Raw genomic sequence first — 25,915 nt, 5'->3', positions numbered from 1 at the left:
TGCGTGGCCGGCCCATTTGCGCCCATTTGCATTCAATGAAACTTTACATAGTCCCCACGCCCATCGGCAACCTGGAAGATATTACACTTCGCGCCATCAATGTTTTAAAAAGTGTGGACGTAGTTCTGGCAGAAGACACCCGCACATCGGGATCGCTGCTGAAACACCTGGGCATTTCCAAGCCCATGCACAGTTACCATATTCATAATGAGCACCAAACGGTTACGCGGGTGGTAGAACGGATCCTGAAAGGTGAAAGCATGGCGCTCGTTTCGGATGCCGGGACGCCCGCTGTGTCTGACCCTGGATTTCTGCTGGTTAGGGAATGCATTAAGCAGGGCATTCAGGTTGAATGTCTGCCCGGACCTACTGCTTTTGTGCCAGCGCTGGTAAACTCGGGCTTGCCGAGTGACCGGTTCACATTTGAAGGTTTTTTACCCCATAAAAAAGGCCGCCAGACGCGTCTGCAAAATCTTGCGTCAGAAGAAAGGACGATGATATTTTATGAATCGCCGCATCGTTTGATCAAGGCATTGCAGCAATTCGTCGAGTTTTTCGGCGCCGACAGGCAGGTTTCGGTTGCGCGGGAGCTGACCAAAATTTATGAAGAAAATGTTCGCGGGACGCTGGAAGAAGTCATTGCATATTTTTCAGAGAAAACCATCAAAGGTGAAATCGTGATCATCCTGGCAGGCAAAGCAGAAGAAAAAAAGAAATCAGATAAATATGAGGATTAGCATTTTCAGGTTCATTGCATTTGTAGCGATTTTTTTACTGGCAAAAACAACCGCAAGCGCCCAATTTGCCACATTAAGCCCCGAAGCGAAGGTGAGCCTCGTTACATTCGGCCCCGGCGACGAACTATACTCCGGTTTCGGACACAGCGTGCTATGGGTTTATGACCCCGTTCTGAACATTGATAATGCTTACAGTTACGGCACATTCAGTTTTGACCAGGGTAATTTTTACATCAATTTCATGCGCGGCTATCTGCCATACAGCATTTCGGTGCATCCGCTGGGGCCCCAACTGGAATATTATCGCGCCGAAAACCGGTCTATTTCCGAGCAGGTCTTAAACCTGAGCATTCCGCAAAAACAAAAACTTTACAATTACCTGGAAAACAACTATCTGCCGCAAAACAGGGTTTATTCCTACAAATTTTTTTACGACAACTGCGCGAGCCGACTTGCCGTTGCTTTGAAAGAAGCCTGCGGCGACAGCCTGGTTTACAAAGGTTATACGCATGAAAAACTGAGTTTCAGGCAATGGATCGACCGCTATGCATATAAGCAGAATCCCTGGGCGGATTTTGGGATGGATCTGGCGCTTGGTACACCCGCAGATGAAATTGCCACACCTGAGCAAGCCACTTTCCTGCCTGATAACCTGGCCATTGCATTTACCGATGCAAAAGTAAAAACGGCTTCCGGGTTAATGCCGCTGGTAAAGAGTACAAATGAGTATTTCAAAGCCGAACCGCGCAATTACACCGGCATTTTCACCCCTATGAACGTTTTCTGGGCCCTTGCTGTGATCACATTAGCCATTACTTACTGGCAGATCAAGAAGGAGAAGCTTAATTTTCTTTTGGACAAAATTCTTTTCTCAGTTGTAGGTCTCGCAGGCTGGCTGCTCGCTCTGCTATGGTTCGCTACCGAGCACAATGATACCAAATGGAATTACGACATTCTTTGGGCTTTCCCGCTGTGGATGCCGCTGATTTTTCAGATTTCTAAAAAGAAGAAACCATCGTGGTTCTCGTTCTTGTTGATATTTTACGGATTTCTCTTACTTTGCGCAACAGGTAATCTGTTAAAACATAATTTCGTTGTGATCCCGATCATTTTGACATTGGTCATCCGGGTTTACTACATGAATAATTCACTCTCTAAAATTCCTGAGAAAGGATAGTATAGTAATGGATCTCGAACAGCTCACGCAACAAACCATAGAAATCGTAAGAAAGGCTTCATCCTTCATTCAGCAGGAAGCGGCATTATTTTCACGCGACAAGATTGAATATAAAGACCTGAACAATTTGGTTTCTTACGTCGATAAGGAAGCAGAAAAACTGCTGGTGGCGGGGCTTAATGCACTGCTTCCCGAAGCAAGCTTCATCACAGAAGAAGGCACAACCGGCCAGGAACCCGATCCAACCGCATTGAACTGGATCATTGATCCCCTCGATGGAACAACAAATTTCATCCACGGAATCCCGGTTTACTGCGTCAGCGTAGGACTGGCGAGAGGAAAGGAACTGCTCGTCGGCGTGATCCACGAGCCGAGCCTGAACGAAATGTTTTACGCATGGCAAGGCGGCGGTGCCTGGTGCAATGGAAAGCCGATGAGGGTTTCTAATGTAGAATCGCTGGCCGACAGTCTCATCGCAACGGGTTTCCCTTATTATAAATTCGAGAAGCAAAAGCGCTATATGTACATTCTGGAATTGCTTATGCAAAGAACGCACGGCATCCGGAGAATGGGCGCAGCAGCCGTGGATCTTGCTTACGTTGCAGCAGGCAGATTTGACGGTTTTTACGAATATAACCTCAATTCCTGGGACATGGCAGCAGGCGTGCTCATGATCAAAGAAGCCGGAGGAAAGGTAACCGACTTTAATGGCGGCGACAACTATCTTTTTGGAGGTGACATCATTGCAGCCTCAGGCGGTCACAAGGAATTGGTAGAAGTGATCAGAGAGAATTTCTAAGAAAATATAAGAATGGACATCGAACAACTCAAATACCCGATCGGGAAATTTCAGCACCAGGAGCTTTATACACCCGCAGAAGTTAAATCCAACATTCAGATCATCAGCGCATTACCATCCAAATTTATTAATCTTTTGGGTGGCTGGGACGATGACAAATATAACACACCTTACCGGCCCGACGGCTGGACAGTGCGACAGCTCGTACATCACGTGGCCGATAGCCATATGAATGCTTACGTGCGCTGCAGGCTTGCGATGACAGAGGATAACCCGGTGATAAAGCCGTACGAGGAACACCTTTGGGCTGAGTTGCCGGATGCAAAAATGGCGCAGGTTGAATTGTCCATTCAGCTGCTTCGCTATGTTCATTTGCGGTGGGTGCTGCTGCTTAATTCATTGGATGAAAATGATTTGGCAAGAACTTACACGCATCCCGCAACCGGCCGCGTGTTCCGCCTCGATGAAGTCATCGCCAATTACGCATGGCACAGCGAACATCATTACCAGCACGCATTTCAGCTTGCGGCCAGGAACAATTGGTAAAAACCGGCTGTTACTAAACCATGGGACAACAGATCATCATATTAATCCTTTTCCTTGCCGCAGTCGGTTTTATGGGCTGGCGTGTCTGGAAAGCATTTGACAAGCGAAATGCCGGCGGATGTGCAAAAGGGTGCGGTTGCGCAACGGATAAAGCGATGACTGCCAAAAACCATTGATATACAACATTAAGGCATAAAAACGGGGAGCCCAATTGGAGTTCCCCGTTTTCTTTATCAGCATTGGTATTTTACAACGCTCCTTTCTTGATATCCTCGACAACCGCCGGGTCTAACAATGTAGACGTGTCTCCTAAATTATTCATATCTCCTTCTGAAATCTTTCTCAAAATCCGTCTCATGATCTTCCCTGAACGCGTCTTGGGCAATCCTGTCACGAACTGAACCTTATCTGGCTTAGCGATCGGGCCGATGATACGGGAAACGGTGGCTGCAATGTCTTTTCGGAACATTTCAGGATCGTCCGGTTCACTTTCCGCGATCACATAAGCGTAAATTCCCTGGCCCTTAATGTCGTGTGCATAACCTACAACAGCCGATTCAACCACGCCCAAATGCATGTTAATGGCATTTTCGACTTCTGCTGTGCCAATCCTATGTCCGGAAACATTCAATACATCATCCACGCGGCCGGTAATGCGGTAATAGCCATCTTCATCGCGCAAACATCCGTCTCCTGTAAAATACATGCCCGGATAGGCTGAGAAATAGGTTTGTTTTGCACGTTCATGATCGCCATATGTGGTCCGGACAATGCCCGGCCAGGGAAATTTGATGCACAAGTTACCGCTGACACCATTCCCTTCCAGTTCCTTGCCGTTTTCATCCACCAACACCGGCTGAATGCCGGGTAATGGCAGTGTTGCAAAGGTTGGTTTTTCAGGCGTGATGCCGGCCAGCGGGGAAATCATAATTCCGCCTGTTTCGGTCTGCCACCAGGTATCCACCAAAGGACAATGGTCATGGCCAATGTTGGTTTTAAACCAATGCCACGCCTCTTCATTGATAGGCTCTCCTACTGAACCCAGTTTGGTAAGCGATGAAAGATCATGATTTTTAACAAAATCCAAACCAAAGCTCATGAGCGAGCGAATAGCGGTTGGTGCTGTATAAAGAATATTGACCTTATGCTTGGCAACAATTTCCCAGAACCGGCCTGCATCCGGATAAGTAGGAACGCCTTCGAAGATCACCGAAGTGGCTCCATAGCAAAGCGGACCGTAGACAATGTAGCTGTGACCGGTGATCCAGCCAATGTCAGCGGTGCAGAAATGGACTTCTCCCGGCTCATACTGGAACACATTGGCAAATGTATAGGTCACATAAACCATATAACCGCCGCAGGTGTGCACCACGCCTTTGGGCTTGCCCGTTGAACCCGAAGTGTAAAGGATAAACAATGTATCCTCGGCATCCATAGGCTCGGCGGGACATACGGAATCCACGTGTTTTACTTCCTCTTCCCACCACAAATCCCTGCCTTTCAGCATGGAAACCGGCGTCCGCGTGCGCGTCATCACGATCACATGCTTTACACTATGGCATTGATCCAATGCGGCATCAACCGTTTCTTTCATCGGGATCACTTTCGAGCCGCGGAATGCGCCGTCGGAAGTGATGACCATATTACACTCGGCATCATTGATCCGGTCGGCGATGGATTTGGCAGAAAAACCTCCAAAAACAACCGAATGAATGGCTCCTATGCGTGCGCAGGCCAGCACGGCCACCGTCAGCTCGGGCACCATAGGCAGATAAATACAAACACGATCTCCCTTTTTCACGCCATGCTTTTTCAGGACATTGGCAAAACGGCAAACGCGGTCGTATAAAACACGGTAGGTAATGGTTACGGATTTGTCCTCGGGATCATTGGATTCCCAGATAATGGCAGGCTGATCGCCGCGCTCGGCAAGATGCCTGTCCAGTGCATTTTCGGTAATGTTGAGCTCGCCGCCTTCAAACCACTTGATATTCGCTTCGTTGAAGTCCCAGCTCAGGACTTTTTTCCATGGTTTACGCCATTGAAACTGTTGGGCTACTTCTGCCCAGAAACCTTCGGGATCGTCTACACTTTGTTTGTAGGCAGCCTGATACGCTTCAAAGGTCTTAATTTTCATGATAAATAAAGGTTAGACTTAGGATTAAGGGATATAGGGGGACAATTTATAATTTTCATTTGGTTAGTCCTACTTATTACAATGCAGAAAAAATAGCCCTGAGTGTGCATGACGCTGATAATCAATGCCCAGCCGTCCAATGTTGATAAGCAGGTTTTTCAAGATTCTGCAATGCTGACCGTAAAGCATCGTAAAACTGTGACAGACGATCAAAAAGACGTATTTTCGAAAAGTTAAATTATAAACGATCACATACACATGGATAAAATCACATCACAACGCATTGCCGCTGAAACGTTTTTCACCGACGCAGAAACCGAATTCATCCAGGAACATTTGCGGGATGATGTGAGCAAGCTCATGTTACGGGCCAAGCATTTCAAGAACGTTAATGTCCGGAAACTAGGGGCGCAAATTCAATCCAGGCAAAAGGCCTTAAAGAAACTGCCTGACTGGTCCGCTAATCCCAACCTCATATTCCCGCCTGCCCTGTCGGTTGAACAATGTTCTTCCGAGGCTACGGCGCGGTATAAAGCAACGTTAATGTCTGGCGATGAATTGATTGACATTACAGGCGGCATGGGTGTGGATTGTTACTATATGCATCCGAATTTCAAAAATGTGCGGTATTTTGAGCAGCAGCCCGAGGTGGCCGTGACGGCAAAATTCAACTTTAAGCAACTGGGCGTCACCAACATTAAAGTGCAGGTGCTGGACTCAATAGAAACGCTTAAAACGGAGCAACGCTATGCCGACTGGATCTACGCCGATCCCGCCAGACGCAATGATAGACAGGAAAAAGTGGTGCTGCTTTCCGATTGCACACCCGATATCGTCGAAAATCTGTCCGTTTTATTTGAAAGTTCACCCAATATTTTGCTCAAAACGTCACCACTCCTGGACATCGACCTTGCTGCGAAAACGCTTGTTAATGTCAAAGAAGTGCACGTGATCGGTTACGAAGGGGAATGTAAAGAGCTGCTTTTTGTGCTTAAAAAAGACTGGATATCCGACACATTTGACATTAAAGTGCGCATTATCAACAGCTCCGGTAAGGTGATCAGCCAGCTGGACCTGACCCGTGATTCCGAGCGGCTGACCGGCGTGGATTACTCGCGACCATTGAAATATCTGTATGAACCGCATGCTGCCATCCTTAAAGCGGGTGCTTTCCGAACCGTATGCAGTGCTTATGCGCTCGCTAAATTGTCCATTAACAGTCAGTTATATACGTCTGAAAAGCTGATAACCGATTTTCCGGGCCGTGCTTTTGAAGTGGTTGCGGTTTGCAAGCCGGACATTCGCGAAATTATGCAGCACATGGAGGGTGACAAAGCGCATCTGACAGTCCGCAACTTCCCGGCCAAAAGCGAAGAATTGAGAAAGAAATGGAAATTGAAAGATGGTGGCAAATATTATCTCTTCGCCACCACATTCTCCAATAAACTGAAAGCAGTTGTAGTTACCGTAAAACCGGAGTCTTAAAGGAACTTCTCTTCATATTCCTTCTCCGAAAAGCCAATAGTCACTGCCTTGCCCGATGCGTCTTCGATCAGCGGTCTCTTAATGACCGACGTGTGCGCCATCATCAGCTTGGCAGCGGCTTTTTCGTCAGTTATCAGCGCTTTCTCTTCATCTGAAAGTGCTTTCCAGGTTGTGCTCGCCTTATTGACCACCTTATCCCAGGGAAGCGTTTTAAACCAGGCCTTGATCTTGTCGTTGCTGATGCCCTCTGTTTTGTAGTTATGAAAAGTATATGCAATGTGATGCTTTTCCAACCAGGTGCGCGTTTTTTTTACTGTATCGCAATTAGGAATTCCGTAAACCGTCAACATAAAAATAATTTAACCAATAAAATCTAACTTTTTGTTATCACCGGCTCCTCCGTGATGAGATCTGAATTGTGCATTTTCAGATCATCCAATTCTCCTTCCCAGCGCGCGATAACCGCCGTTGCAAGGCAGTTTCCTGTTACATTAACCGAGGTCCGGGCCATATCCATCAGCTCGTCGATGCCCATAATGAGCAATACCGGCCATTCCGGCATGCCAAAGTTGGCAATGGCACCTAGCAGGATTACCAATGTTGCCCTCGGGATCCCTGCTACGCCTTTACTGGTCAACATTAATAGTAAAACCATGGTAAGCTGCTGTCCGATAGACATTTCCGTTCCGGTAGCCTGCGCCACAAAAACAGTTGCCAAGGCCAGATACAAAGTCGAACCATCGAGGTTGAAACTATAACCCGTGGGCATAACAAAAGAAACGATCTGCCGCGGGACGCCAAATTTCTCCATTTTCTCCATCGCCTTTGGCAGCGCGGATTCGGAGCTTGTAGTGGCAAATGCAATGGAAACCGGCTCGAAAATAGCCTTTGCAAACTTCACAACTGGAATTCTTGCGAACCATGCAATGGGGATAAAAACGATGAGGACAAAAACAATCAGTGCGCAGTATAATGTTGCAAGCAGCAATGCCAGGTTCCTCAGCACGTCGATTCCCATATGCCCTACCGTTTCAGCAATGGCCGCACCTACGCCGATCGGCGCAAAAAGCATGATGATCTTGGTAAGCTTAAACATGACCTCAGCCAGCAATTCCACGCCATGAACGAATTTCTCTTTCTTGACGGTTGGCAGCAAAGCCAGGCTTATTCCGAACAAAACGCTGAAAACAACGATTTGAAGCACTTCTCCATGATAAATAGACTTGGCAATGTTCTCCGGGAATGAATGCAGAACAATGTCCTGCCAGGTTTGTTCAGCCACTTTCGGCAACGTTGCATTCAATGTCTCGGGAGGAATAATGCCGACGCCGGGTTTAAACCAGTTGGCAAAAAACAGCCCGATGAGCAATGCGAATGTGGTTACTACTTCGAAGTAAAGCAATGATTTCCAGCCCATTCTGCCCACTTGTTTCAAATCCGAATGCCCGGCTATCCCCGTTACAAGCGTTGCAAAAAGCAACGGTGCAATCACCGTTTTAATCATTTGTAAAAATATCTGCCGCAAGAAATGCAGCTCCGTGCCCATTTTCGGAAAATCATAACCGATTTCCGTTCCTACCAGCATGGAGATCAGGATAGACGTGGTCAGATTCCTTTTGAGGATCGCAAAAATGATCAGCCCGGCAAGAGCGGCCCAGCGAAGGCTCATTAAAACAGTGGCGGGTATGGAGATAATATCGTATGCATCCAGCACGGTGGCTATCGCAGCAATGGTAACTAGGACAATGTTGATGATGGTAATTTTGCTCTTCATACGGGAAATTGGAATGAGGAATTCTTTTCGACGGTAAACATATAAAAAATCAATTTAAGGCCAACTATCCGGACAGCCGCATTTAAAGCCTAGCACAAAATTAATTATATGTATTGGACAATATTATTTAATGATTGTACTAAACAATACTCGCTTTATAAAATAATTATTGGTTTGACGGGTTTTTGAAACAGTCTGGAAAATTTGAAATACACTACCACCGGGACACGGACAAACTGACATTAGTCCATAGATTATCTTTGTTTTAAAAGCGGCGGAAATCCTTGTTTGGAGTCTGTAAATTTGATATGTTCGGAAATTACATCATTCCATTCAAAACAAGCCCTGACAATGAACAAGATCCTTATCCCGATTGACTTTTCTGAAAACGCGGAACATGCATTGGCTGCGGCAAAAATCATAGCGGACAAAGAAGCTACAAAATTGCTCGTGCTGCATGCGTATCAGCCTTATATAGCGGATGTTAACATTACACCCGGCAATGTGTTGCCCGGCATCGACGGCAGCGATTTTCTCTCAATGAGCAGCGAGCTGGAAGTAGAATATCTGAAGAGGCTGGAAAGATATGTGGATGATGTGATTGCGGAAGGTTATCAGGCGGAAGCGATCTGGGCCATCGGCAGCGTTCAATCCACTGTGTCGGAAGCCATTGAAGCGCATAACCCAAATCTGGTCATTATCGGAAGAACCGGAACAGGCGGATTTCTGGATAAGCTGATCGGCAGCTCGGCCACAAGTATTGGCTTAAATTCCAGTTGCCCGGTGCTCGTGATCCCGCCGCAAAGCACACCGAAACAATTCCAGAAAGTCGTTTACGCCACGCAGTTTGAATATGATGAGACTGACATTCTCCGCGAAGTTTACGTGCTAATCAACCACCTCGGTGCTAATCTGACCTTATTAAAAATCAAATCAGATTCACAGCCAAACATTCAGGCTGATCATCAGTATATCGATGAAATCAAATCCAACTTCGCCATTGCGGAAGATGCGATCGTGTTTCGCGAGGCCCGGCACGTGCTGGATGGCATAGAGGATTATTGTGACGAAGTGGGTGCGGATCTGTTGATCATGTCGGCGCGGGAGCGGTCATTTATTGAAGAATTTTTGATCAATCCGAGCGTTACCCGTAAGCTGATCATCGATACACACGTGCCGCTGCTCGTTTTTCACCTTAAATAAAAAACATTGGAAAAGGCAGAGAATACAAGGGCTTTTCAGCCTGAACATCTGATTTCACGCGACAGGAAGCCGAAGCGATACAAGAAAAATCTGCTTACCTCTCCCGGCACACTCACGTACATTGGCCCTGATGTTGAGTTAAAAACCAAGATCAGGAAGATTGTGTATAATGATCAGATTTTCAAGGATGAACAAGTAAAATCTCTGCTGGAATGCAGCCCCGGCACAGCGACGGAAAAGGCCGTCACCTGGCTCGACGTCGACGGCATTCACGAAACTGCATTGATCGCCAAACTCGGCAAACTATATAAGCTGCACCCGCTCCTGCTGGAAGATGTGGTGAATACGGAACACAAGCCCAAACTGGAAATATATGACAGCGGCCACCTGTTCCTGACATTGAAAATGCTGCATATTGATTCGGAATCGCCTATCTGCCTTTCTTCGGAGCATGTCAGTTTTGTTTTGGGGGAAAATTACCTGGTGTCTTTTCAGGAAGAGCTAACAAATGATATTTTTTCCCCGGTGCTGGATCGTTTGCAAGCATCCGTTGGGAAAACGCGCAGGAACGGCGCTGATTATCTGATGTTTGCCTTAATGGACATTGTTATTGACAATTATTTTATCGTGTTGGAAAAACTGGGCGACAGCCTGGATACGGTTGAAGATCAGGTGATCCGGGGCACGGAGGAGTTGTCGCTCAAAGAACTCTATTCCCTGAAACGGGAGCTAACCATTGCCAGAAGGGTCATCTGGCCGCTGCGTGACATGATTAACCAGTTGATCCGTGAAGATAATCCGCTCATCAACAGAGATACAATTCCTTATCTGCGAGATCTTTACGACCATGTGATGCAGGTTCTGGACACCATTGACTCCTACCGCGAACTTGTGGCCAGCCTTGCAGATGTACATTTGTCCACGATCAGCAACCGGATGAATTCGGTGATGAAAACATTGACCATCTTCTCTGCTGTGTTCATGCCCCTGACCTTTATCGTCGGCGTTTACGGCATGAACTTCGAAAATATGCCCGAACTGAGGGCGCACAACGGTTATTATTATGTTTGGGGATTGATGATCGCGGTCACGACAGGGCTGATATTTTATTTCAAATCCAAGAAATGGATGTAAGGTTTGATACCTTTGTGGCCTGAAAACCGCATTGGAATGAACATTACTGCAAACAGCTTTCAAACAATCACCACCGACGCTGCTTACCTGCTTACGGACAGCCGCCAGATCTCATTTCCTGGCCAGAGTATCTTTTTCGCGATTAAGGGCGACCGTCATGATGGTCACCAGTTTTTACCAGCGTTGTATGCGAGCGGTGTGCGCGAATTTGTGGTTGAAGAGGCTGCTTATTCAGAGTCTTTGCGTTGGCAAACAGCGGTTTGGCACGATGCCACCATATGGATTGTGCCTTCCAGCATTCGTGCTTTGCAGTCGCTGGTGGCGGAAAGAAGGCGTCGGTTCAACCTTCCCGTGGTAGGCATAGCAGGCAGTAATGGCAAAACAATTGTAAAGGAATGGCTCGTCCAGCTTGCTTCTCCGCAGGCGACCATCGTGGCGAGTCCGAAAAGTTATAACTCCCAGATCGGTGTTCCATTATCCGTTTGGAACATTGGAAAACAACATACATTAGGCATTTTCGAAGCGGGCATTTCACGCGCTCACGAAATGGAATACCTGCAACCGGTTATGCAGCCAACGATTGGCATTTTTACCAATATCGGCCCTGCGCATGACGATGGTTTCAAAAGCCGTAAGCAGAAAATCACCGAAAAGCTCCGACTATTTACGAAGGTCAGAAAACTCATTTACCGCAAGGATTATACGGAGCTCGACGAAGAAATTAACCTGATATTAAAACCCGTAAACTCCTTTTTGCAGACGATCAGCTGGGGAAAACCTGCATCCGGCGCCGATATTATTATTTCGTATCAAAAAGACAAAGTCAAAACGGCCATTTCACTGACTGGTAAATTCGGCAACCAGAAGTTTGAGACCACATTTACCGATGACGCTTCGCTTGAAAATCTCACGCATTGCATCGTGTTTTTGTTGGATTTTGGATTTTCAAATACGTCAATCCAGGAAGGCATCCGGCTGCTGAAACCGGTTTCCATGCGTTTGGAACTGAAAGAAGGCATCAATCACAATTACATTATTGATGATGCCTATAACAATGATTTGCAGGGACTTTCCATGGCACTGAACTTTCTCGCCCAGCAGGAACAGCGCCAGAAAAAGACGGTCATTTTATCCGATGTATTACAAACGGGACAAACGCCCGCAGAACTTTACAAAACGGTTGCCAAGCTCCTGAAAGAGAAGACAATTGATCAATTGATCGGCATAGGGCCCGAAATCGAGAGTCAGGCTTCATTGTTTAACGTTAAGACGACCCACTTTTTCGCGGATACGGCCACATTCCTGCACGAATTTCCTTTCAACTCCTTATCAGACAGCCTTGTACTGATCAAAGGAGCCAGACCATTCTCATTTGAAAAAATCGTTCAGCGGTTGCAGCAAAAAGCGCATGGGACGGTTTTAGAGATCAATCTGGATGCATTATCCCATAATTTAAATTTTTACAGGTCAAAAGTCGGGGCGCAGACCAAGATCATGGCGATGGTGAAGGCATTTGCGTATGGAACCGGCAGTTCCGAAGTGGCTTCGCTCCTGCAATTTCACCGCGTGGATTACCTGGGCGTTGCCTATGCGGACGAAGGTGTTGCATTAAGGCAAAGCGGCATTACATTGCCGATTATGGTCATGAATGCTACTTCCCAAGCATTTGATCTGCTGCTGCAATACAGGCTTGAACCTGAAATTTACAGCCAGCGCATTTTTACCGAGTGGATCGCATTTGTAAACAAGAATAAGTTCACCGCCGAGATCCCAGCCATGCATTTGAAGCTTGATACAGGCATGCACCGCCTGGGTTTTGTAAAAGATGATCTGGAATGGCTGATTGAAATGTTGAAGGCAAATCCCCACATGAAGGTCGCCTCTATTTTCTCCCACCTTGTCGGAGCGGACGAAGGTGTTCACAATGCTTTTTCAAAACAACAATTCGAGCTTTTCCATGAAGGCGCACAGCAAATTGAAACAGCACTCGGTTATACTGCAATTAAGCACATGCTGAATTCAGCTGGAATTGTTCGTTTTCCGGATTATAAGCTGGATATGGTGCGTTTGGGCATCGGGCTTTATGGCGTCGAAGCAACCGGGCAGGAGCAGCAGGCCTTGCAGTCAGTGGGCACATTGAAAACAGTTGTCTCGCAAATCAAATATCTGTCGGCAGGTGAAACGGTCGGTTACAGCCGGCGCGGGCATCTGGACCACGACGCCGCCATTGCCACGCTGGCCATTGGCTATGCGGATGGCTACGACCGCGGATTAGGAAATGGAACTGGTAAAGTGTGGGTAAATGGCACGCTATGCCCTACAATTGGCAACATTTGCATGGATATGACCATGATCGACGTCACGGGAGCCACTGTCAACGAGGGCGACGAAGTGATTATTTTTGGAAAAGAAATGCCGATTATCGAACTCTCCAAACAAATTAACACGATCCCTTATGAAATCCTGACAGGAATCGGGGACCGTGTTAAAAGGGTTTTTTATAAAGAATAACTAAACCTGTGTTTCGTCTGGCGTTTCTGTTAACTCCCCCGTTGCGATGGCTTCGGGGACTTCCGGCCGGGATGGGCGAACCGGCTCATCCTCAAACAAATGCGTGGCCATAACCTGGTCGAGCGTTACGGTATAGAATGCCTCATGCACGTTAAGAGGCTCAGTTCCTTCTTTAATTTCGCATTTGATATAACTACCGTCTTCCTGCATTTCGTAGGCATTCACATTGTCGTGCAAGCTATAATACAGAATGTGGATCGCTTCCTGGCGTACGCGCGGGTCCACGAGCTTGAAGAGGGATTCAATGCGCTTGTCGAAACTGCGCACCATAGCGTCAGCGCTTCCGCCGTAAACCACCGGATCGCCGTTTTGATGGAAATAAAATATTCTCGAATGCTCCAGAAAGTCCCCTACCAGCGACCTGACCGTGATATTCTCACTCAATCCCACCCTTTGTGGACGCAAGCAGCACATTCCACGCACAATTAATTTGATCGGAACGCCTGCTTCGGATGCCTTGTAAAGTTCCAGAATGGTTGTCCGGTCTTCCAGCGAGTTGATCTTGATGCAAATACCGCTTTTCAAGCCTGCCTGCGCATTCTTGGCTTCCTGCTGGATCAGCTCTACCAATTTATCACGCATATAACGCGGTGCGGTGATCAGGTTCTGATATTCCGACGGAATCGAATGTCCGGTGATAACATTGAAAAACTCAGAAATGTCTTCCGTATATTTTTCATTGGAGGTCAGTAAACCCGTGTCCGTATACAGCCTGGAAGTGTCCTCATTGTAATTCCCGCTCGACAAATGCGCATAACGCAATACGCGATTTCCCTCATTACGAACGATCAGCAGCAGTTTTGTATGGGTTTTGAGTAAGCCAATGCCATAGATCACAAAGCAACCCGCTTTTTGCAGCCTTTGCGCCTCCCTGATGTTGTTTTCTTCATCAAAACGCGCCTTAACCTCAAACAAAACGGCTACGTGCTTACCATTTTCGGCCGCATGCAGTAATGCTTCTGTAACCCTGGAATTTTTCGCCAACCTGTAAATGGTCAGTTTGATAGACAAAACTTTTGGATCCTCGGCTGCCTGTTCCAACAGCTGCAATACCGGCTCAAAGTTGTTATAAGGGTGGTGCAAGAGGATATCCCGCTCACGCATTACTTCAAAAATATCCGGAATACGTTCCCTGTCCAGCCCCAGCGGAGGCACAGGCGGGTGGATCGCCGGAATCTGGTCTTTGAACTCGGGATGCTTGATAATGCCCCAGAATGATGTGTAATCGATAAAACCATCGATCGGGAAAATGTTATAATCGTCTATTTCCCAACGCTTTTTGAATAGATTCAGCAAATCAGGATTGGTATCATGCTCTATGGAAACCTGCACGACACGTCCCAGACGCCTGCTTTTTATCTTTTGTTTGATCTCATCAATAAAATCCGACTCTACATCGTCGCTTTCTTCCAGGGAAAAATCGCCGTTGCGGATGATCCTGAACAGATTGGTGGAAACAATGTCCACATTACGGTAAAGCTTGTGAATGTATTCCCTGACAATGTCCTCAATAGGCAAAAACAACAGCTCATCCTCGCGATCGATTACATAGAAACGAGGCAGATTAAGCGGCAACTGCACAAATGAAAGTTTCCTGTCCTCCTCGGAGCTGGTGCCTTTCACCTGCGTGATCACACCCAGAATAAGCACTTTCGCGAGTAAAACCGGGAATGCGTGGGTATAATCAAAAAGCATTGGGGTTAACATCGGATATACCGTCCGCTCGAAATATTCTTCCACAGCGGCCTTTTCGTCGTCGTGGACTGCATCCAGCTTGATGATCTTGAAACCGTGCTGCTCAAACAGCGGTAAAAGCTGATTTTTATAACAATCATTCTGCTTCCTGACAAACTCGTGCGCTTCACGCATGAGCACCTTCCGGAAAGGGATTTCCCTCAGACCGGAATAGTCAAGCCGCTCTTTTCCAAAATCAAGATAATTATAAAGGCTCCCGACGCGGATCGTGAAAAACTCGTCCAGATTGGAAGATGTAATAGCCAGAAATTTCAGGCGGTCAAAAAGGTTTCGTTCCTCATTGGTTGCCTGGTCGAGCACGCGGTCATTGAATTTCAGCCAGCTCAGATCCCGGCTGATCAGGTCACTCTGCTGAACCAGCGTGTTGGTCTTTTCAGTAGGCGGGCTGATGATCTTATTGTCTTCGGGGGAAGCAGTGCCTTTGGTACTTTTAAAAAAAGCAAACAGATTATTTAATCTGCCCTTTTTTCCATTGCTATATATGGGATCGGTTGAGCCGGACATATTTGAATTCTTTAAGGGTTGTGTTATAAATGGCTATTAAAAATTCAACGAATCTAAGAATCTAATGTTTCTCCTAACATGAAGTTTCTGTTAAATCTTAGTCCGAAAAACAGAAACGGATGGCTGCGATTGACAGCCATCCGTTTCCAAAACTTATAGGGGTCAAAAGCTACACGTCCACACGTGCATATTTGGCATTTTTCTCAATAAAATCGCGCCTAGGAGCCACTTCGTCGCCCATCAGCATAGAAAATAAATGATCTGCTTCTGCTGCTGACTCAATGGAAACCTGTTTAAGGCTTCTTTTATCCGGATTCATGGTTGTTTCCCATAATTGTTCCGCATTCATTTCTCCCAAACCTTTGTAACGCTGCACGTTAACCGATTCTTCACGACCTGCACCGATCTCCCGGATAGCAGTCTCTCTTTGTGCCTCTGTCCAGCAATAACGCTCTTCACGTCCTTTTTTCACGAGGTAAAGCGGCGGCTGCGCAATGTAAATGTAGCCGTGGTCGATCAGGATCTTCATATAGCGGAAGAAGAAGGTCAGGATCAATGTACGAATGTGGCTACCGTCAATATCCGCATCCGTCATGATGACGATCTTGTGATAACGAAGCTTGTCAATGTTCAAAGCTCTTTCATCTCCGTCTTTTCCGATCTGCACACCCATTGCGGTGAACATATTTTTAATCTCCTCGTTTTCGTAAATCCGGTATTCCTGTGCTTTCTCCACGTTCAGGATCTTACCACGAAGTGGCAAAATCGCCTGGTATGCGCGGTTACGGCCTTGCTTCGCCGTTCCGCCCGCAGAGTCCCCTTCGACCAGGTACAACTCGCAAACATTCGGATCGGTTTCCGAACAGTCGGACAGCTTACCAGGTAAGCCGGTTCCTGTCAGGATATTTTTCCGCTGCACCATTTCGCGTGCTTTTTTAGCAGCGATACGTGCTTTGGCGGCCAGGATAACCTTATCAATGATAACACGTGCTTCTTTCGGATGTTCGTCCAGATATGTATCAAGCATTTCCGACACCACCTGACTTACTACACCGGTCACCTCAGAGTTTCCAAGCTTCGTTTTAGTCTGGCCCTCAAACTGAGGCTCCTGAACTTTGATCGAGATTACGGCAGTTAAGCCTTCCCGGAAGTCGTCCCCACTGATCTCGATTTTTTCTTTGGCAAGAACCCCTGATTTCTCAGCGTAATTTTTCAATGTTCTTGTCAAGGCCGCCCGGAAACCGGAAACGTGCGTTCCTCCTTCAATGGTGTTAATGTTGTTTACATAAGAAAATACATTCTCGCTGTAAGACGTATTATACATCATCGCCACTTCCACCGGAACAGTTCCTTTCAGCGTTTCCATGTGGATCGGCGCAGGAATCAAGGGCTGACGGGTTGCATCCAGGTAAGTCACAAATTCGTTCAGACCGATCTCGGAATAGAACTCTTCACCTCTGAATTTGCCGTCCTCATCTTCCTCACGTTTGTCTTCCAGGGTGATCCGGATTCTTTTATTCAAATAGGATAATTCCCGGAGACGTGTTGCTACGGTTTCGTATTTGTATTCTGTAACTGTGAAAATGGTTGCATCCGGCAGGAAGTGAATAAATGTCCCTGTTTTTTCGGATTCACCGATCACTCTAACCGGGTAAAGCGGCTTGCCTTCGCTGTATTCCTGCTCGAATATTTTTCCTTCGCGATGGATCTCTGCTCTCAAATGAATTGAAAGTGCATTTACGCAGGAAACCCCTACACCGTGCAAACCACCGGAAACCTTATACGTATCTTTATCAAACTTACCACCGGCGTGAAGAACCGTCAAAACGACTTCCAGCGCGGATCTTTTCTCTTTTGTATGCATTCCGGTTGGAATCCCCCGGCCATTGTCCTGAACAGTAATGGAGTTATTTTTCTCAATTGTAACATTGATGGTGTCGCAATAGCCAGCCATCGCTTCATCAATGGAGTTGTCGACAACCTCCCAAATCAAATGGTGAACCCCCTTAAAACCAGTGTCACCAATATACATGGCCGGACGCTTACGAACGGCCTCTAAACCTTCAAGAACCTGGATGTTTTCGGCTGAATAACTATTTACTTCAATCACTGCTTCGTTTGACATATAGTTTGTTTTACACTTGGATAAAAAGAACCATTTTCAGGCTTTTTAAGCCCGTAAAGATACGATTTTTTTACCGCTTAACCTAGCACAAAAAACATTGGGATCACATCCGAAATACTATTTCAGGCTGTATGCGGAGCCAGATGCAAAAAGGGATTTATCTAATTTGTAAAACGTCTTTTGGCCGTTGTTGCTTACGTCCAGAATCCCCATGTCATAAGTTCCGGGAACGAGGTCGTCCTCTCTCAGGAAAGTGTTGAACCCTGCTTTGTAATAGTGCATTTTAGTGATGATTTCCTTTCTCGAATCTATTTTCGGATTGGCATTCAAGAGATGTATCACACGCGTTTTCTGGTCTCTCAAAACCAAAAAGCGATCACCGGCGAGGCCTTTTCCGCCGGGAGCAGCATTGCTTGCCACGAAGTAAGCGGTAAGGTGTTCGACGCCCTGCCGCACGACCCTTTCAATATCCCAGTCCTCCACATAAAGCGCGTAATTTCTGGCAGCCGTGGCGTTCGCGTTAAACATGGAATCCAGCTCGTCGCGCTCAACGACGGGTTCCGGCAAATGGAAAAATCCTTTTTCGTAGCCTGGTATCAGATAAAAGCTGCCATTCCTGATGATGGTCTTTTCAACCGAAAACATATTGCGGTTTGTTTTCCAGTTGTATACATCGGCGAGATAGGTCGTTCTTTTGATCGCAACCGTGCCTGTAAATTTGTAATAGGAATAAACGCAATAGAACACGCTCAGCGCTGTAATGGTATAAAAAACCGCTTTCCTGCGAAAGAATGAGCTGTAATCCAGCAACAGAATATAAAACATCACGGTCGACAGCGATGCATAGATCTGGAACCGGCTTGCTATGGTGCTGCCCGCCCACGAACGGAAAAGCGCAATCACCAGACTTGTTATAAAAATGAATGCGAACAACGCCAGCAGCTCAGCCGTCCCGGGCTTAACATTGACGGGCTTGTTGAAATAGATTGCAGCCACGCGCCAAACAATGTATACCATAAACGCAATGATAACTGCGCCCCAAATTGCCGACAATAGCTCCGGAAACGCCCATAGCGACATGGCCGAACCAATAAATCCGAAAAGTGATGAGAAAAACACCCCCAGGTCCTTAGGAAGGCTGACGGCCTGCCCTGATTCGTAACCTGCGAGGTAGATCACCAGGCAAAGGATCATGAATCCGCCTGAAATAATGGCCCGCTTGAAGTCCTTGAAACAAAGGAAGTAGAATATGATCGCAGGAAAAGACAAGATTCCGTTCCCATGCGTAAAAGTGGCCAGAAAGCAGCAAAGCATCGCGCCGTACAGCGACAGATTGGTGCGGCGGGAAGCCAGTATTATGGCACTGACCGTGAATGCCGTCAGGAACGAATGCTGCATTCCGTTCAGTGCCCAGCCAGAGACATCGTAATAAAGCGGCTGGAAATACAGGAAAGCGGCAGGAATGAAATAATAAAGCGGCAGCCTGGTCTTCTTGTATTGCAGGTAAATGAAATAGAAAATGAATGTTACATTAATCGAAACAAGCACGATATAAAACCGGAAGTTGAGATGCCCGGTGATGGTGTATTCGATAAGGGCGATAAGCCTCGGCACCACTGCCTTATGGTCATTGAATGTTCGGAAGAGCTCCGTGATCAGGCCAAGAACACCGAGCCCGCCCTGGGAAACCACTTCAATGAATTGGATTAAGAGAAAATCGTCCTGGTAGGGGAAGTTGACGGAATAATAAAAATTGTAAAATAAGTATACAAGAATGACCAAGCATATAACGACACCCGAGAGAAATCGTGACTTCATATGAACCGGAAAGTGAATTGAATTTTGTAGCCCTGATTTATTTAAACCCAGCATTTATCAATTCAAAACTAAACCATTATAACCGGATTCTTAAATTTCAACGCCTTTTTTACGCGCAGGCGAATGCGGAAACCGGATTGGCGCAATACAAAAAAGAGCGGGCATAACGCCCGCTCCAAGTAATTCCAAATGTTTCTTTTGGCTTAATCCACAACCACTTTATACCGGACCTGCTTGGTGCCATAATCTGCATTGAGAATGTACAAGCCGGGTATTAACCGCGTTTTTGCCTTCACATTCAGCTGATCGGGGCTGGTTTTTTCGGTGGTTATGGGAACGGTCCTGCCGGTAATATCGGTGAGCGTCACCGTGGGTGCCGCACCGGAATATTGCAGAAAAATGGTGCCCGAAGTGACAGGGTTCGGATATAGCGTTAGTTTCTCAGCATTTTCAAATGCGGCTGAAATGATCCGCGAATAAGCAAATGTGTCGTCCTGATCCACCATTTTCAGGCGATACAGGTTTTTGCCATTCACCGGAAACGAATGGACAAAATGGTAGCTTTTCAAAACCTTGCTTTCTGCCGCTGCGTCCACTTCTCCTATCTTTGTCCACTGCTTTCCGTCCACGCCATGCTGGATCTCAAAATGATCGCTGTTGGTTTCTTCGGAAGTCTGCCAGTGAAGCGAAACCGCGTTTTCTTCTTTCTTCCCATTGAAATTAATGAGGTTCACGGGCAGTGGTGCTGCATTAACGGCTGAGATATAGAATGTTGAAAATCCGTTTACGTTAAATCTTATCCTCCAGAGATTGAGTATGCCATCCCACTGAATGTCATCGTCGTTCGGGTCAATGGTAAAATCCGGGTTACCGGGCTTCATGTCGCCGTGCCATTGCAGGATCCTGAGGTTAGCCCGGAACCGGTCGGAATCCGTTGCATTCTCAGGCAGCTTGACTGTACTCATGGCATTGAAAGCCGTAAGCTCTTCCTGGCTGACATATAACGTAATGTTGGCACTTGTTGGGTTAGTGCCGCCCGGAGTCAGTTTGAAATGGCGTTGCACATAAGGCTGTCCGTCGTGCGAATTCACCTGGTTATCAATGTCAACTTTCGCTGTAAAGTTATCGGTGCCGTTCGTGAGGCCGGAACCTTTAACGGTGGAGATCAGCTTACAGTTTGCATCCGTCATATGGACGAATTTCCCGTCCGGAATGATGGAGGCTGACTGCTGTCCGTTGCCGGCAAGTGAAAGATCTTTATAAAAGCAGCCCGGCTTCACCACATCATTTTGCATTGTGAAGTTGATGGGCCTTCCGCCACCATTGTCAAAAGTGTTTCTCCACCGGATGTAAGCGTCGCAGTCGTTCCAGTAAGTATCACGTACTGTACGGCAACCATCACTGTCGATCATGCTGGACAATGTGAAGGTGTTTGAATTGCTGGGTGCAGGATTGATCACAGTCTTGTTCGTTACCCAATTGGAAGCGAGCGTTTTCAATGCATTAACCGCACTGGGAGACTTCAGGGCATTTTCGAGATAGAACATGGTTACCACATGGGCGCCGTGTGTAAAACTTTCCGTTGTAATGCTTTCCACCGATTCCATTCCCGTCACATAGGCCGCTTCGTTCACGTAAAGCTTCCCCGGCAGGTTGGACCGCACCAGATCTATTGCAAAACGGTGATCATAATATACTTCATCATTGATCTTGATACCATCCAGATCTGCACCGATCTCGTTAAAATGAAGCGTGCCCCTCGACCGGGCAATCTTATCGTAAACCGATCCGTGGTGCGTGATTACTTTTGTACTAGGACTTACACCTTTGACCGCGTTCTTGAACAAATTATTGGTCTCTTTTAAAATCAGCGTCCGGAATGTAAACCAGTCGGTTCCGTCCGGGCCGGTAAATGTGGAACCGGAAGGCCGCTTTGGCGAAACCTGGTCGAATGACGAATGATTCGTGCCCCAGGCAGCATTCAGATATTCGATATATCCATATTTTCCTTTCAGCCACTTCCTGTATGCATTGGTCATGGGCTGCGAGTAATCCGTCAGCGCATTGACCATATCGAGCTGCTGCTCATAGTGATATTTTGTAGAACCCATATCAAACTCACCTTCACCCTGGCGTGAGTATATCAGGTTCACATACAGCAGATTGTTCTGATCCTGCAAATATTTGTAACGCTGCATAACCTTTGCTGCAAATGCGGAAATGCGGTCACGCGTGGATTGCGCAGCAAGCGAAGTCATTACAAATTGCAGGTTAATGTTAGGCCTTATCGGACCGCCTTGCTTTTGAAAAACGGCCTCCTGCCCTTCATAGTTAACCACCAGCATGCGCTCTTCCTTTTTCCAGCCATCGCCCGTATCTACGCCATAGCGGTCGGAAATGCTGTTTGTAACATCATCGCCGGTGCTGACAGCAATGTTAAGCGCTATTTTCATCCCCAGCGAAGTGGCCAGGGAAATCTGGTCGTCATACTGCTTCCAAACATTGTAATCGCCTCCTTTCTCGGCTTTCAGAATCCTGGAAATTTTTCCTTCAATAGTTCCCCATTGCACCGTAAGTGCCACAGCATTGAATCCAATGTCCTTCGCCGCCTGAATGGTTGGCAAAGACGCATTGTCATTTTCATTGACCATGGAAACTGCGAAGTAGCGGGGCTGCTGAGCTGATAAGTCGAGCGGGGAAACAAAAAGGGAAAGAGAGAAGAAAAGAGTATTAGCCTGCCATTTTACGAATATACGTTTTCTCATATTTTCAAACACCACATTTACAAATTATTCGATTTTCAAATGTAAGAAATTCTACAAAATAGCATGGGTTTTTATTCATTTTTAAATAATATTAAATGAAATAATACTATAACCGCCGAGTTACAACCGAAACGCAGATGAATTCGTAAACCAAAAAAAAGGCTATTTCCCCTTCGGAAAATAGCCTTTTTGTATAAAGCAATGTAGTCTACATTTTTTCAAGCGGATGCTCTTTCAGCAACTGGTCAGGAGAATAAAAGTCTTTTTTGCTCTCCGTTGCAGCCCTTACCTGCTTCACTTTTTCAGGCATGATGGCCGGGCCTTTGTTTCCAAATGAATTCCTGACGTAAGTAAGCACGGCAGCCATTTCATCATCATTCAGCAAGCCGGCAAATGGCGTCATAGGCACCTGACCAGGATATTTCTGTCCATTGACCTCAATCGGCCCCAGCAATCCTTTCAAAGCCAGCTTGATCAACCGCTCATCGCTGCCCAGCACCCAAGGGGTGCCTGCCAATGGCGGGAACCCGGACGCTGTAAGCCCCTTTCCGTCAGGCTGATGGCAAGTTGCACAATATCCTTCTTTTGCATAAATAGTTTTGCCTAATGTATACAATTCGAGCGCTTTGCCTTTCAGTGCCGTTTGCGTCACTTCCTGCTTTTCTTTTTTCATGTTCTCACCATTAAGGTGGGCCAGCGCGCCTTCGTATGCATGGATCGTCCAGTCATCGAGCGGCAACTTTTTCGCTTCTGCCAGCACAGCAAGCCCTTTCTCTTTTTCGATCCACGAAGCAGCGACAATGGCTACAAGCCTAACCCGGCTGTTTTCGTCCCGTGCAGCCTGCATCAGCAGGTCGGCCTGATCCGGCACCTGATGGCCCGTGTAACGCACAACTTGTACGGCCGCAGCCCTTGCATGATAATCCTTTGCCTTCAAAACCTGCTTTAACAGCTTCTGGTCCACTTTATTAAGGCCCCATGTTACCCATAATCCTTCCAGCAGGTGGTGTTCGTATCTTGGATCATTTTTATCCAGTCCGGCAACCCACTTGGTAATTTTTGGCAGCACTTCCGAAGCATTACGGCCTCTGAGTTCACGTCTGGTCCTGTAACGCGTGCGGTATTCTGGCAATTTCAGGTTTTCCAAAAGCGCATCAATGCTGGCGCCATCCACTTTTGCAGGCGTTACCAACGGGCGCGAAGGATACGTAACACGATAAACGCGGCCGTGCGAGTGATCGCGCAAAGGGTCGCGGGCATTGTGCTGCATGTGACCGATGAGGATATTGTGCCAGTCGATAAGGTAAAGGGAGCCGTCGGGGGCGAATTCCATGTCCACCGGACGGAAATTGCGGTCTTCGCTTACGATCAGGTCCATGCGGTGCGTGCTTTTGTATCCCGTGCCGTCGTCCTTTAATGTATGTTCTTTTGTCCCCAAAAAACCAATCGTGTTATTGATCAGAAAGTCGCCTTGCAATTCATCCGGGAAATGGCGGCTGGAAACAAATTCCAGACCTGAAGTGGGCCTTACCCTGTGTTTTTCTTCTATCAGCTGAACCGATTTATGGTTGGCTTCTCCGTAGCGGGGCAAAATGGAGCCCGGCAACATCCATCGCACATCCGGACTGGAAGTTTCAGCAAAAAACGGCTGTCCCCAGTCGTCAAATGCAATGCCCCAGGGATTTGGGATCGAAAGCTGCGCGGTGCGTTCCAATTTTCTCAATTGCGGCGCATATCTGTAAAATCCACCATTCGTTGCCCGCACAGGCCCGTAAGAAGTTTCAACATTGGTATGTAAAAACACCCCTTCACCTGAATAAATAGCGCCCGAAGGGTCAACCGTAAAAGCGTGGCTGTTATGGTGCGTATCGTGATCGTCGAATCCGCTGAGCAGGATTTCACTTTTATCCGCTTTGTCGTCGCCATTCGTATCTGTGAACAATTTCAGATTTGTTCCCTGCGAAATGTAGACGCCTTCCGGAGCGATCTCAAAACCAAGCGGCAAATGCAGCCCATCTGCAAAAACGGTTTGCTTATCCGCTTTTCCGTCGCCATTGGTATCTTCCAGGATAATGATCTTATCATTCGGTTTTGAATCACCCGGCTTGTAATGCGGGTAACTTGGCATGGTCGCGATCCACAGACGGCCTTTGTTGTCAAATGACATCTGCATAGGCTTTGCCAGATCCGGAAATTCCTCTTCCGAAGCGAAAAGCTCGATTTTATACCCTTCCGGCACTTTCAGCTTGGCAAGTGCATCTTTCCCATACAAATATTGAAGGCTTCCGTTTTTTTCAGGATTAAAATTAGTTTTGACCGGAGGCAGGGGTTTCGTGTTTTTATCTGCCGCCGCAAGGTCCGTTTTCTGGCCTTTCGATGCTGCAAGCCAGATCGCCTTGTCCCGGATATCCGTCATTTCACGGATTTTCTCTATTTCAGCAGGATAATTATCAGGACCGAAAGGATTGTAACGACGACCATAAACGTGGACACCATTCGGGATCTTGAAATCATTGTGCCACATCCAGTTCTTCTCATCCACAGCGTCCTTCACCATTTTCCGGTTGGCCTCCGCTTTTGGTGATGCTTTGCCAAAAACCTGGTCTGCAAGGAGGACGCCCAGCTTTTTATAGCCAGCCTCATTCAATTGCGAGCCGTCAATGGTCAGATCCTCTTTGCTATCGGCATACCATTGCTTCGAGGGCGCAAATGCGTCTACAAAAAGCACATTGTTTTTTGCAGCGATTTCCTTCATTCCTTTTGCATAAAGCGCCAGGTTCTCATTTTCCTTTTTGCCATTAGGAAGGTCGAATTTGGCTGAAAGATCTTCGAAAGCGATCGGCGAGACGATGGCCAGCTGCGGCGCTGCGGCTCCGTTGTATTTCTGGCTTAATGTATGTTTGATAAATGCGTCCAGCTCAGCCTTATAATTTTCAAGTCCCTCTTTTCCCTGAAACGACTCATTATAGCCAAAGAATGCAATGATCACGTCCGGTCTCAGGCGCGTGAGCCACTGATCCGGCGTGTCCAGATGTCCTTCACTTTGCGATGGGTTGGCCAGTTCGGTCTGGAACTTTTCAGCTCCCGGAAAGGCCCATGGCAGGTTACGGCTCGCGTGCGGCCGGAAACCAGGGGTGTCGCCGCCATCGCACATATTGCGGATGTAGAGCATGTCCTCGGGATAGCGCACGTGCAGCTCCGTTTCGAAATTGTCGTAATTCATCATCCGCGAACCCAGGTTGTTCCCCAGCAGCACAATGCGGGAGCCCTTTTTAATGGTTAATGATGCTGATCTATTGAATTGAAAGGCACTAAATGCGATAATGATCAGTCCGAACACAATGAGCGATGTGTATATGCTGATTCTTTTGGGTTTAGACATTTC

17 protein-coding genes are annotated in these 25,915 nt (G+C 47.0%); 9 read left to right on the top strand and 8 right to left on the bottom strand.

Annotation, left to right across the window (positions count from 1 at the left end; translation table 11 throughout):
- Positions 1-35: 35 nt before the first annotated feature.
- The 5 genes from rsmI to LZG74_RS06120 are packed head-to-tail and all read left to right on the top strand — an operon-like array spanning position 36 to position 3,435.
- Positions 36-737 (top strand): 16S rRNA (cytidine(1402)-2'-O)-methyltransferase, encoded by a 702-nt coding sequence (gene rsmI, locus LZG74_RS06140; protein WP_233795704.1) that lies wholly within the window; start codon positions 36-38, stop codon positions 735-737.
- Complete coding sequence (locus LZG74_RS06135; protein ID WP_233795703.1) at positions 727-1,914, top strand: DUF4105 domain-containing protein; 1,188 nt, start codon at positions 727-729, stop codon at positions 1,912-1,914. The genes rsmI and LZG74_RS06135 overlap by 11 nt, the downstream gene beginning before the upstream one ends.
- Before the next feature lie 7 nt (positions 1,915-1,921).
- Positions 1,922-2,713: an inositol monophosphatase family protein gene (locus tag LZG74_RS06130; protein ID WP_233795702.1), complete on the top strand. Its 792-nt coding sequence runs from the start codon at positions 1,922-1,924 to the stop codon at positions 2,711-2,713.
- Positions 2,714-2,725: 12 nt separating this feature from the next.
- A complete protein-coding gene (locus LZG74_RS06125) occupies positions 2,726-3,259 on the top strand; it encodes a YfiT family bacillithiol transferase (protein ID WP_233795701.1) in 534 nt (177 codons plus the stop codon).
- A 20-nt stretch (positions 3,260-3,279) separates the two neighbouring features.
- Positions 3,280-3,435, top strand: coding sequence for a FeoB-associated Cys-rich membrane protein (locus LZG74_RS06120; RefSeq protein ID WP_084439650.1), 156 nt, complete (start codon positions 3,280-3,282; stop codon positions 3,433-3,435).
- 71 nt (positions 3,436-3,506) lie between these two features.
- Here LZG74_RS06120 and acs read toward each other — a convergent pair whose 3' ends face one another.
- Positions 3,507-5,396 carry an acetate--CoA ligase gene (gene acs, locus LZG74_RS06115; protein WP_233795700.1) on the bottom strand — a complete coding sequence of 630 codons (1,890 nt, stop codon included), beginning with the start codon at positions 5,394-5,396 and terminating at the stop codon, positions 3,507-3,509.
- A 258-nt stretch (positions 5,397-5,654) separates the two neighbouring features.
- Between acs and LZG74_RS06110 the strand changes: the two genes are divergently transcribed.
- Positions 5,655-6,881, top strand: coding sequence for a THUMP-like domain-containing protein (locus LZG74_RS06110; protein ID WP_233795699.1), 1,227 nt, complete (start codon positions 5,655-5,657; stop codon positions 6,879-6,881).
- Here LZG74_RS06110 and LZG74_RS06105 read toward each other — a convergent pair.
- Positions 6,878-7,231, bottom strand: coding sequence for an ArsC family reductase (locus tag LZG74_RS06105; RefSeq protein ID WP_233795698.1), 354 nt, complete (start codon positions 7,229-7,231; stop codon positions 6,878-6,880). The genes LZG74_RS06110 and LZG74_RS06105 overlap by 4 nt on opposite strands.
- A gap of 23 nt (positions 7,232-7,254) precedes the next feature.
- On the bottom strand, positions 7,255-8,655 hold the full coding sequence (locus tag LZG74_RS06100) for a dicarboxylate/amino acid:cation symporter (protein ID WP_233795697.1): 1,401 nt from the start codon (positions 8,653-8,655) through the stop codon (positions 7,255-7,257).
- Positions 8,656-9,006: 351 nt separating this feature from the next.
- On the opposite strand from LZG74_RS06100, the gene LZG74_RS06095 reads away from it, so the two are divergent.
- Genes LZG74_RS06095 through LZG74_RS06085 form a run of 3 tightly spaced genes read left to right on the top strand, consistent with a single transcriptional unit; the run spans position 9,007 to position 13,503 of the window.
- A complete protein-coding gene (locus LZG74_RS06095) occupies positions 9,007-9,858 on the top strand; it encodes a universal stress protein (protein WP_233795696.1) in 852 nt (283 codons plus the stop codon).
- Between the two features lie 51 nt (positions 9,859-9,909).
- On the top strand, positions 9,910-10,992 hold the full coding sequence (gene corA / locus LZG74_RS06090; protein WP_409014452.1) for a magnesium/cobalt transporter CorA: 1,083 nt from the start codon (positions 9,910-9,912) through the stop codon (positions 10,990-10,992).
- Positions 10,993-11,028: 36 nt separating this feature from the next.
- Complete coding sequence (locus LZG74_RS06085) at positions 11,029-13,503, top strand: bifunctional UDP-N-acetylmuramoyl-tripeptide:D-alanyl-D-alanine ligase/alanine racemase (RefSeq protein WP_233795694.1); 2,475 nt, start codon at positions 11,029-11,031, stop codon at positions 13,501-13,503.
- On the opposite strand, the gene ppk1 is transcribed toward LZG74_RS06085, so the two are convergent.
- The 5 genes from ppk1 to LZG74_RS06060 form a co-directional block, all read right to left on the bottom strand.
- Positions 13,504-15,822: a polyphosphate kinase 1 gene (ppk1, locus tag LZG74_RS06080; protein ID WP_233795693.1), complete on the bottom strand. Its 2,319-nt coding sequence runs from the start codon at positions 15,820-15,822 to the stop codon at positions 13,504-13,506.
- A 169-nt stretch (positions 15,823-15,991) separates the two neighbouring features.
- Positions 15,992-17,947 carry a DNA topoisomerase (ATP-hydrolyzing) subunit B gene (gene gyrB / locus LZG74_RS06075; protein WP_233795692.1) on the bottom strand — a complete coding sequence of 652 codons (1,956 nt, stop codon included), beginning with the start codon at positions 17,945-17,947 and terminating at the stop codon, positions 15,992-15,994.
- A 117-nt stretch (positions 17,948-18,064) separates the two neighbouring features.
- The gene (locus LZG74_RS06070; RefSeq protein ID WP_233795691.1) at positions 18,065-19,765 is read right to left on the bottom strand and encodes a hypothetical protein; all 1,701 of its coding nucleotides are present in this window, start codon (positions 19,763-19,765) and stop codon (positions 18,065-18,067) included.
- Positions 19,766-19,968: 203 nt separating this feature from the next.
- Positions 19,969-22,530, bottom strand: a complete 2,562-nt coding sequence (locus tag LZG74_RS06065) for a beta-galactosidase (protein ID WP_233795690.1) — start codon at positions 22,528-22,530, stop codon at positions 19,969-19,971.
- Between the two features lie 208 nt (positions 22,531-22,738).
- A complete protein-coding gene (locus tag LZG74_RS06060; protein ID WP_233795689.1) occupies positions 22,739-25,912 on the bottom strand; it encodes a PVC-type heme-binding CxxCH protein in 3,174 nt (1,057 codons plus the stop codon).
- Between the last annotated feature and the right edge of the window lie 3 nt (positions 25,913-25,915).

Origin of the sequence: Dyadobacter sp. CY327 (assembly GCF_021390415.1) — a bacterium.
Lineage (GTDB): Bacteria > Bacteroidota > Bacteroidia > Cytophagales > Spirosomataceae > Dyadobacter > Dyadobacter chenhuakuii.
The sequence above is the reverse complement of the archived record's forward strand: the minus strand, read 5'-3'. Positions and strand labels throughout refer to the sequence as shown.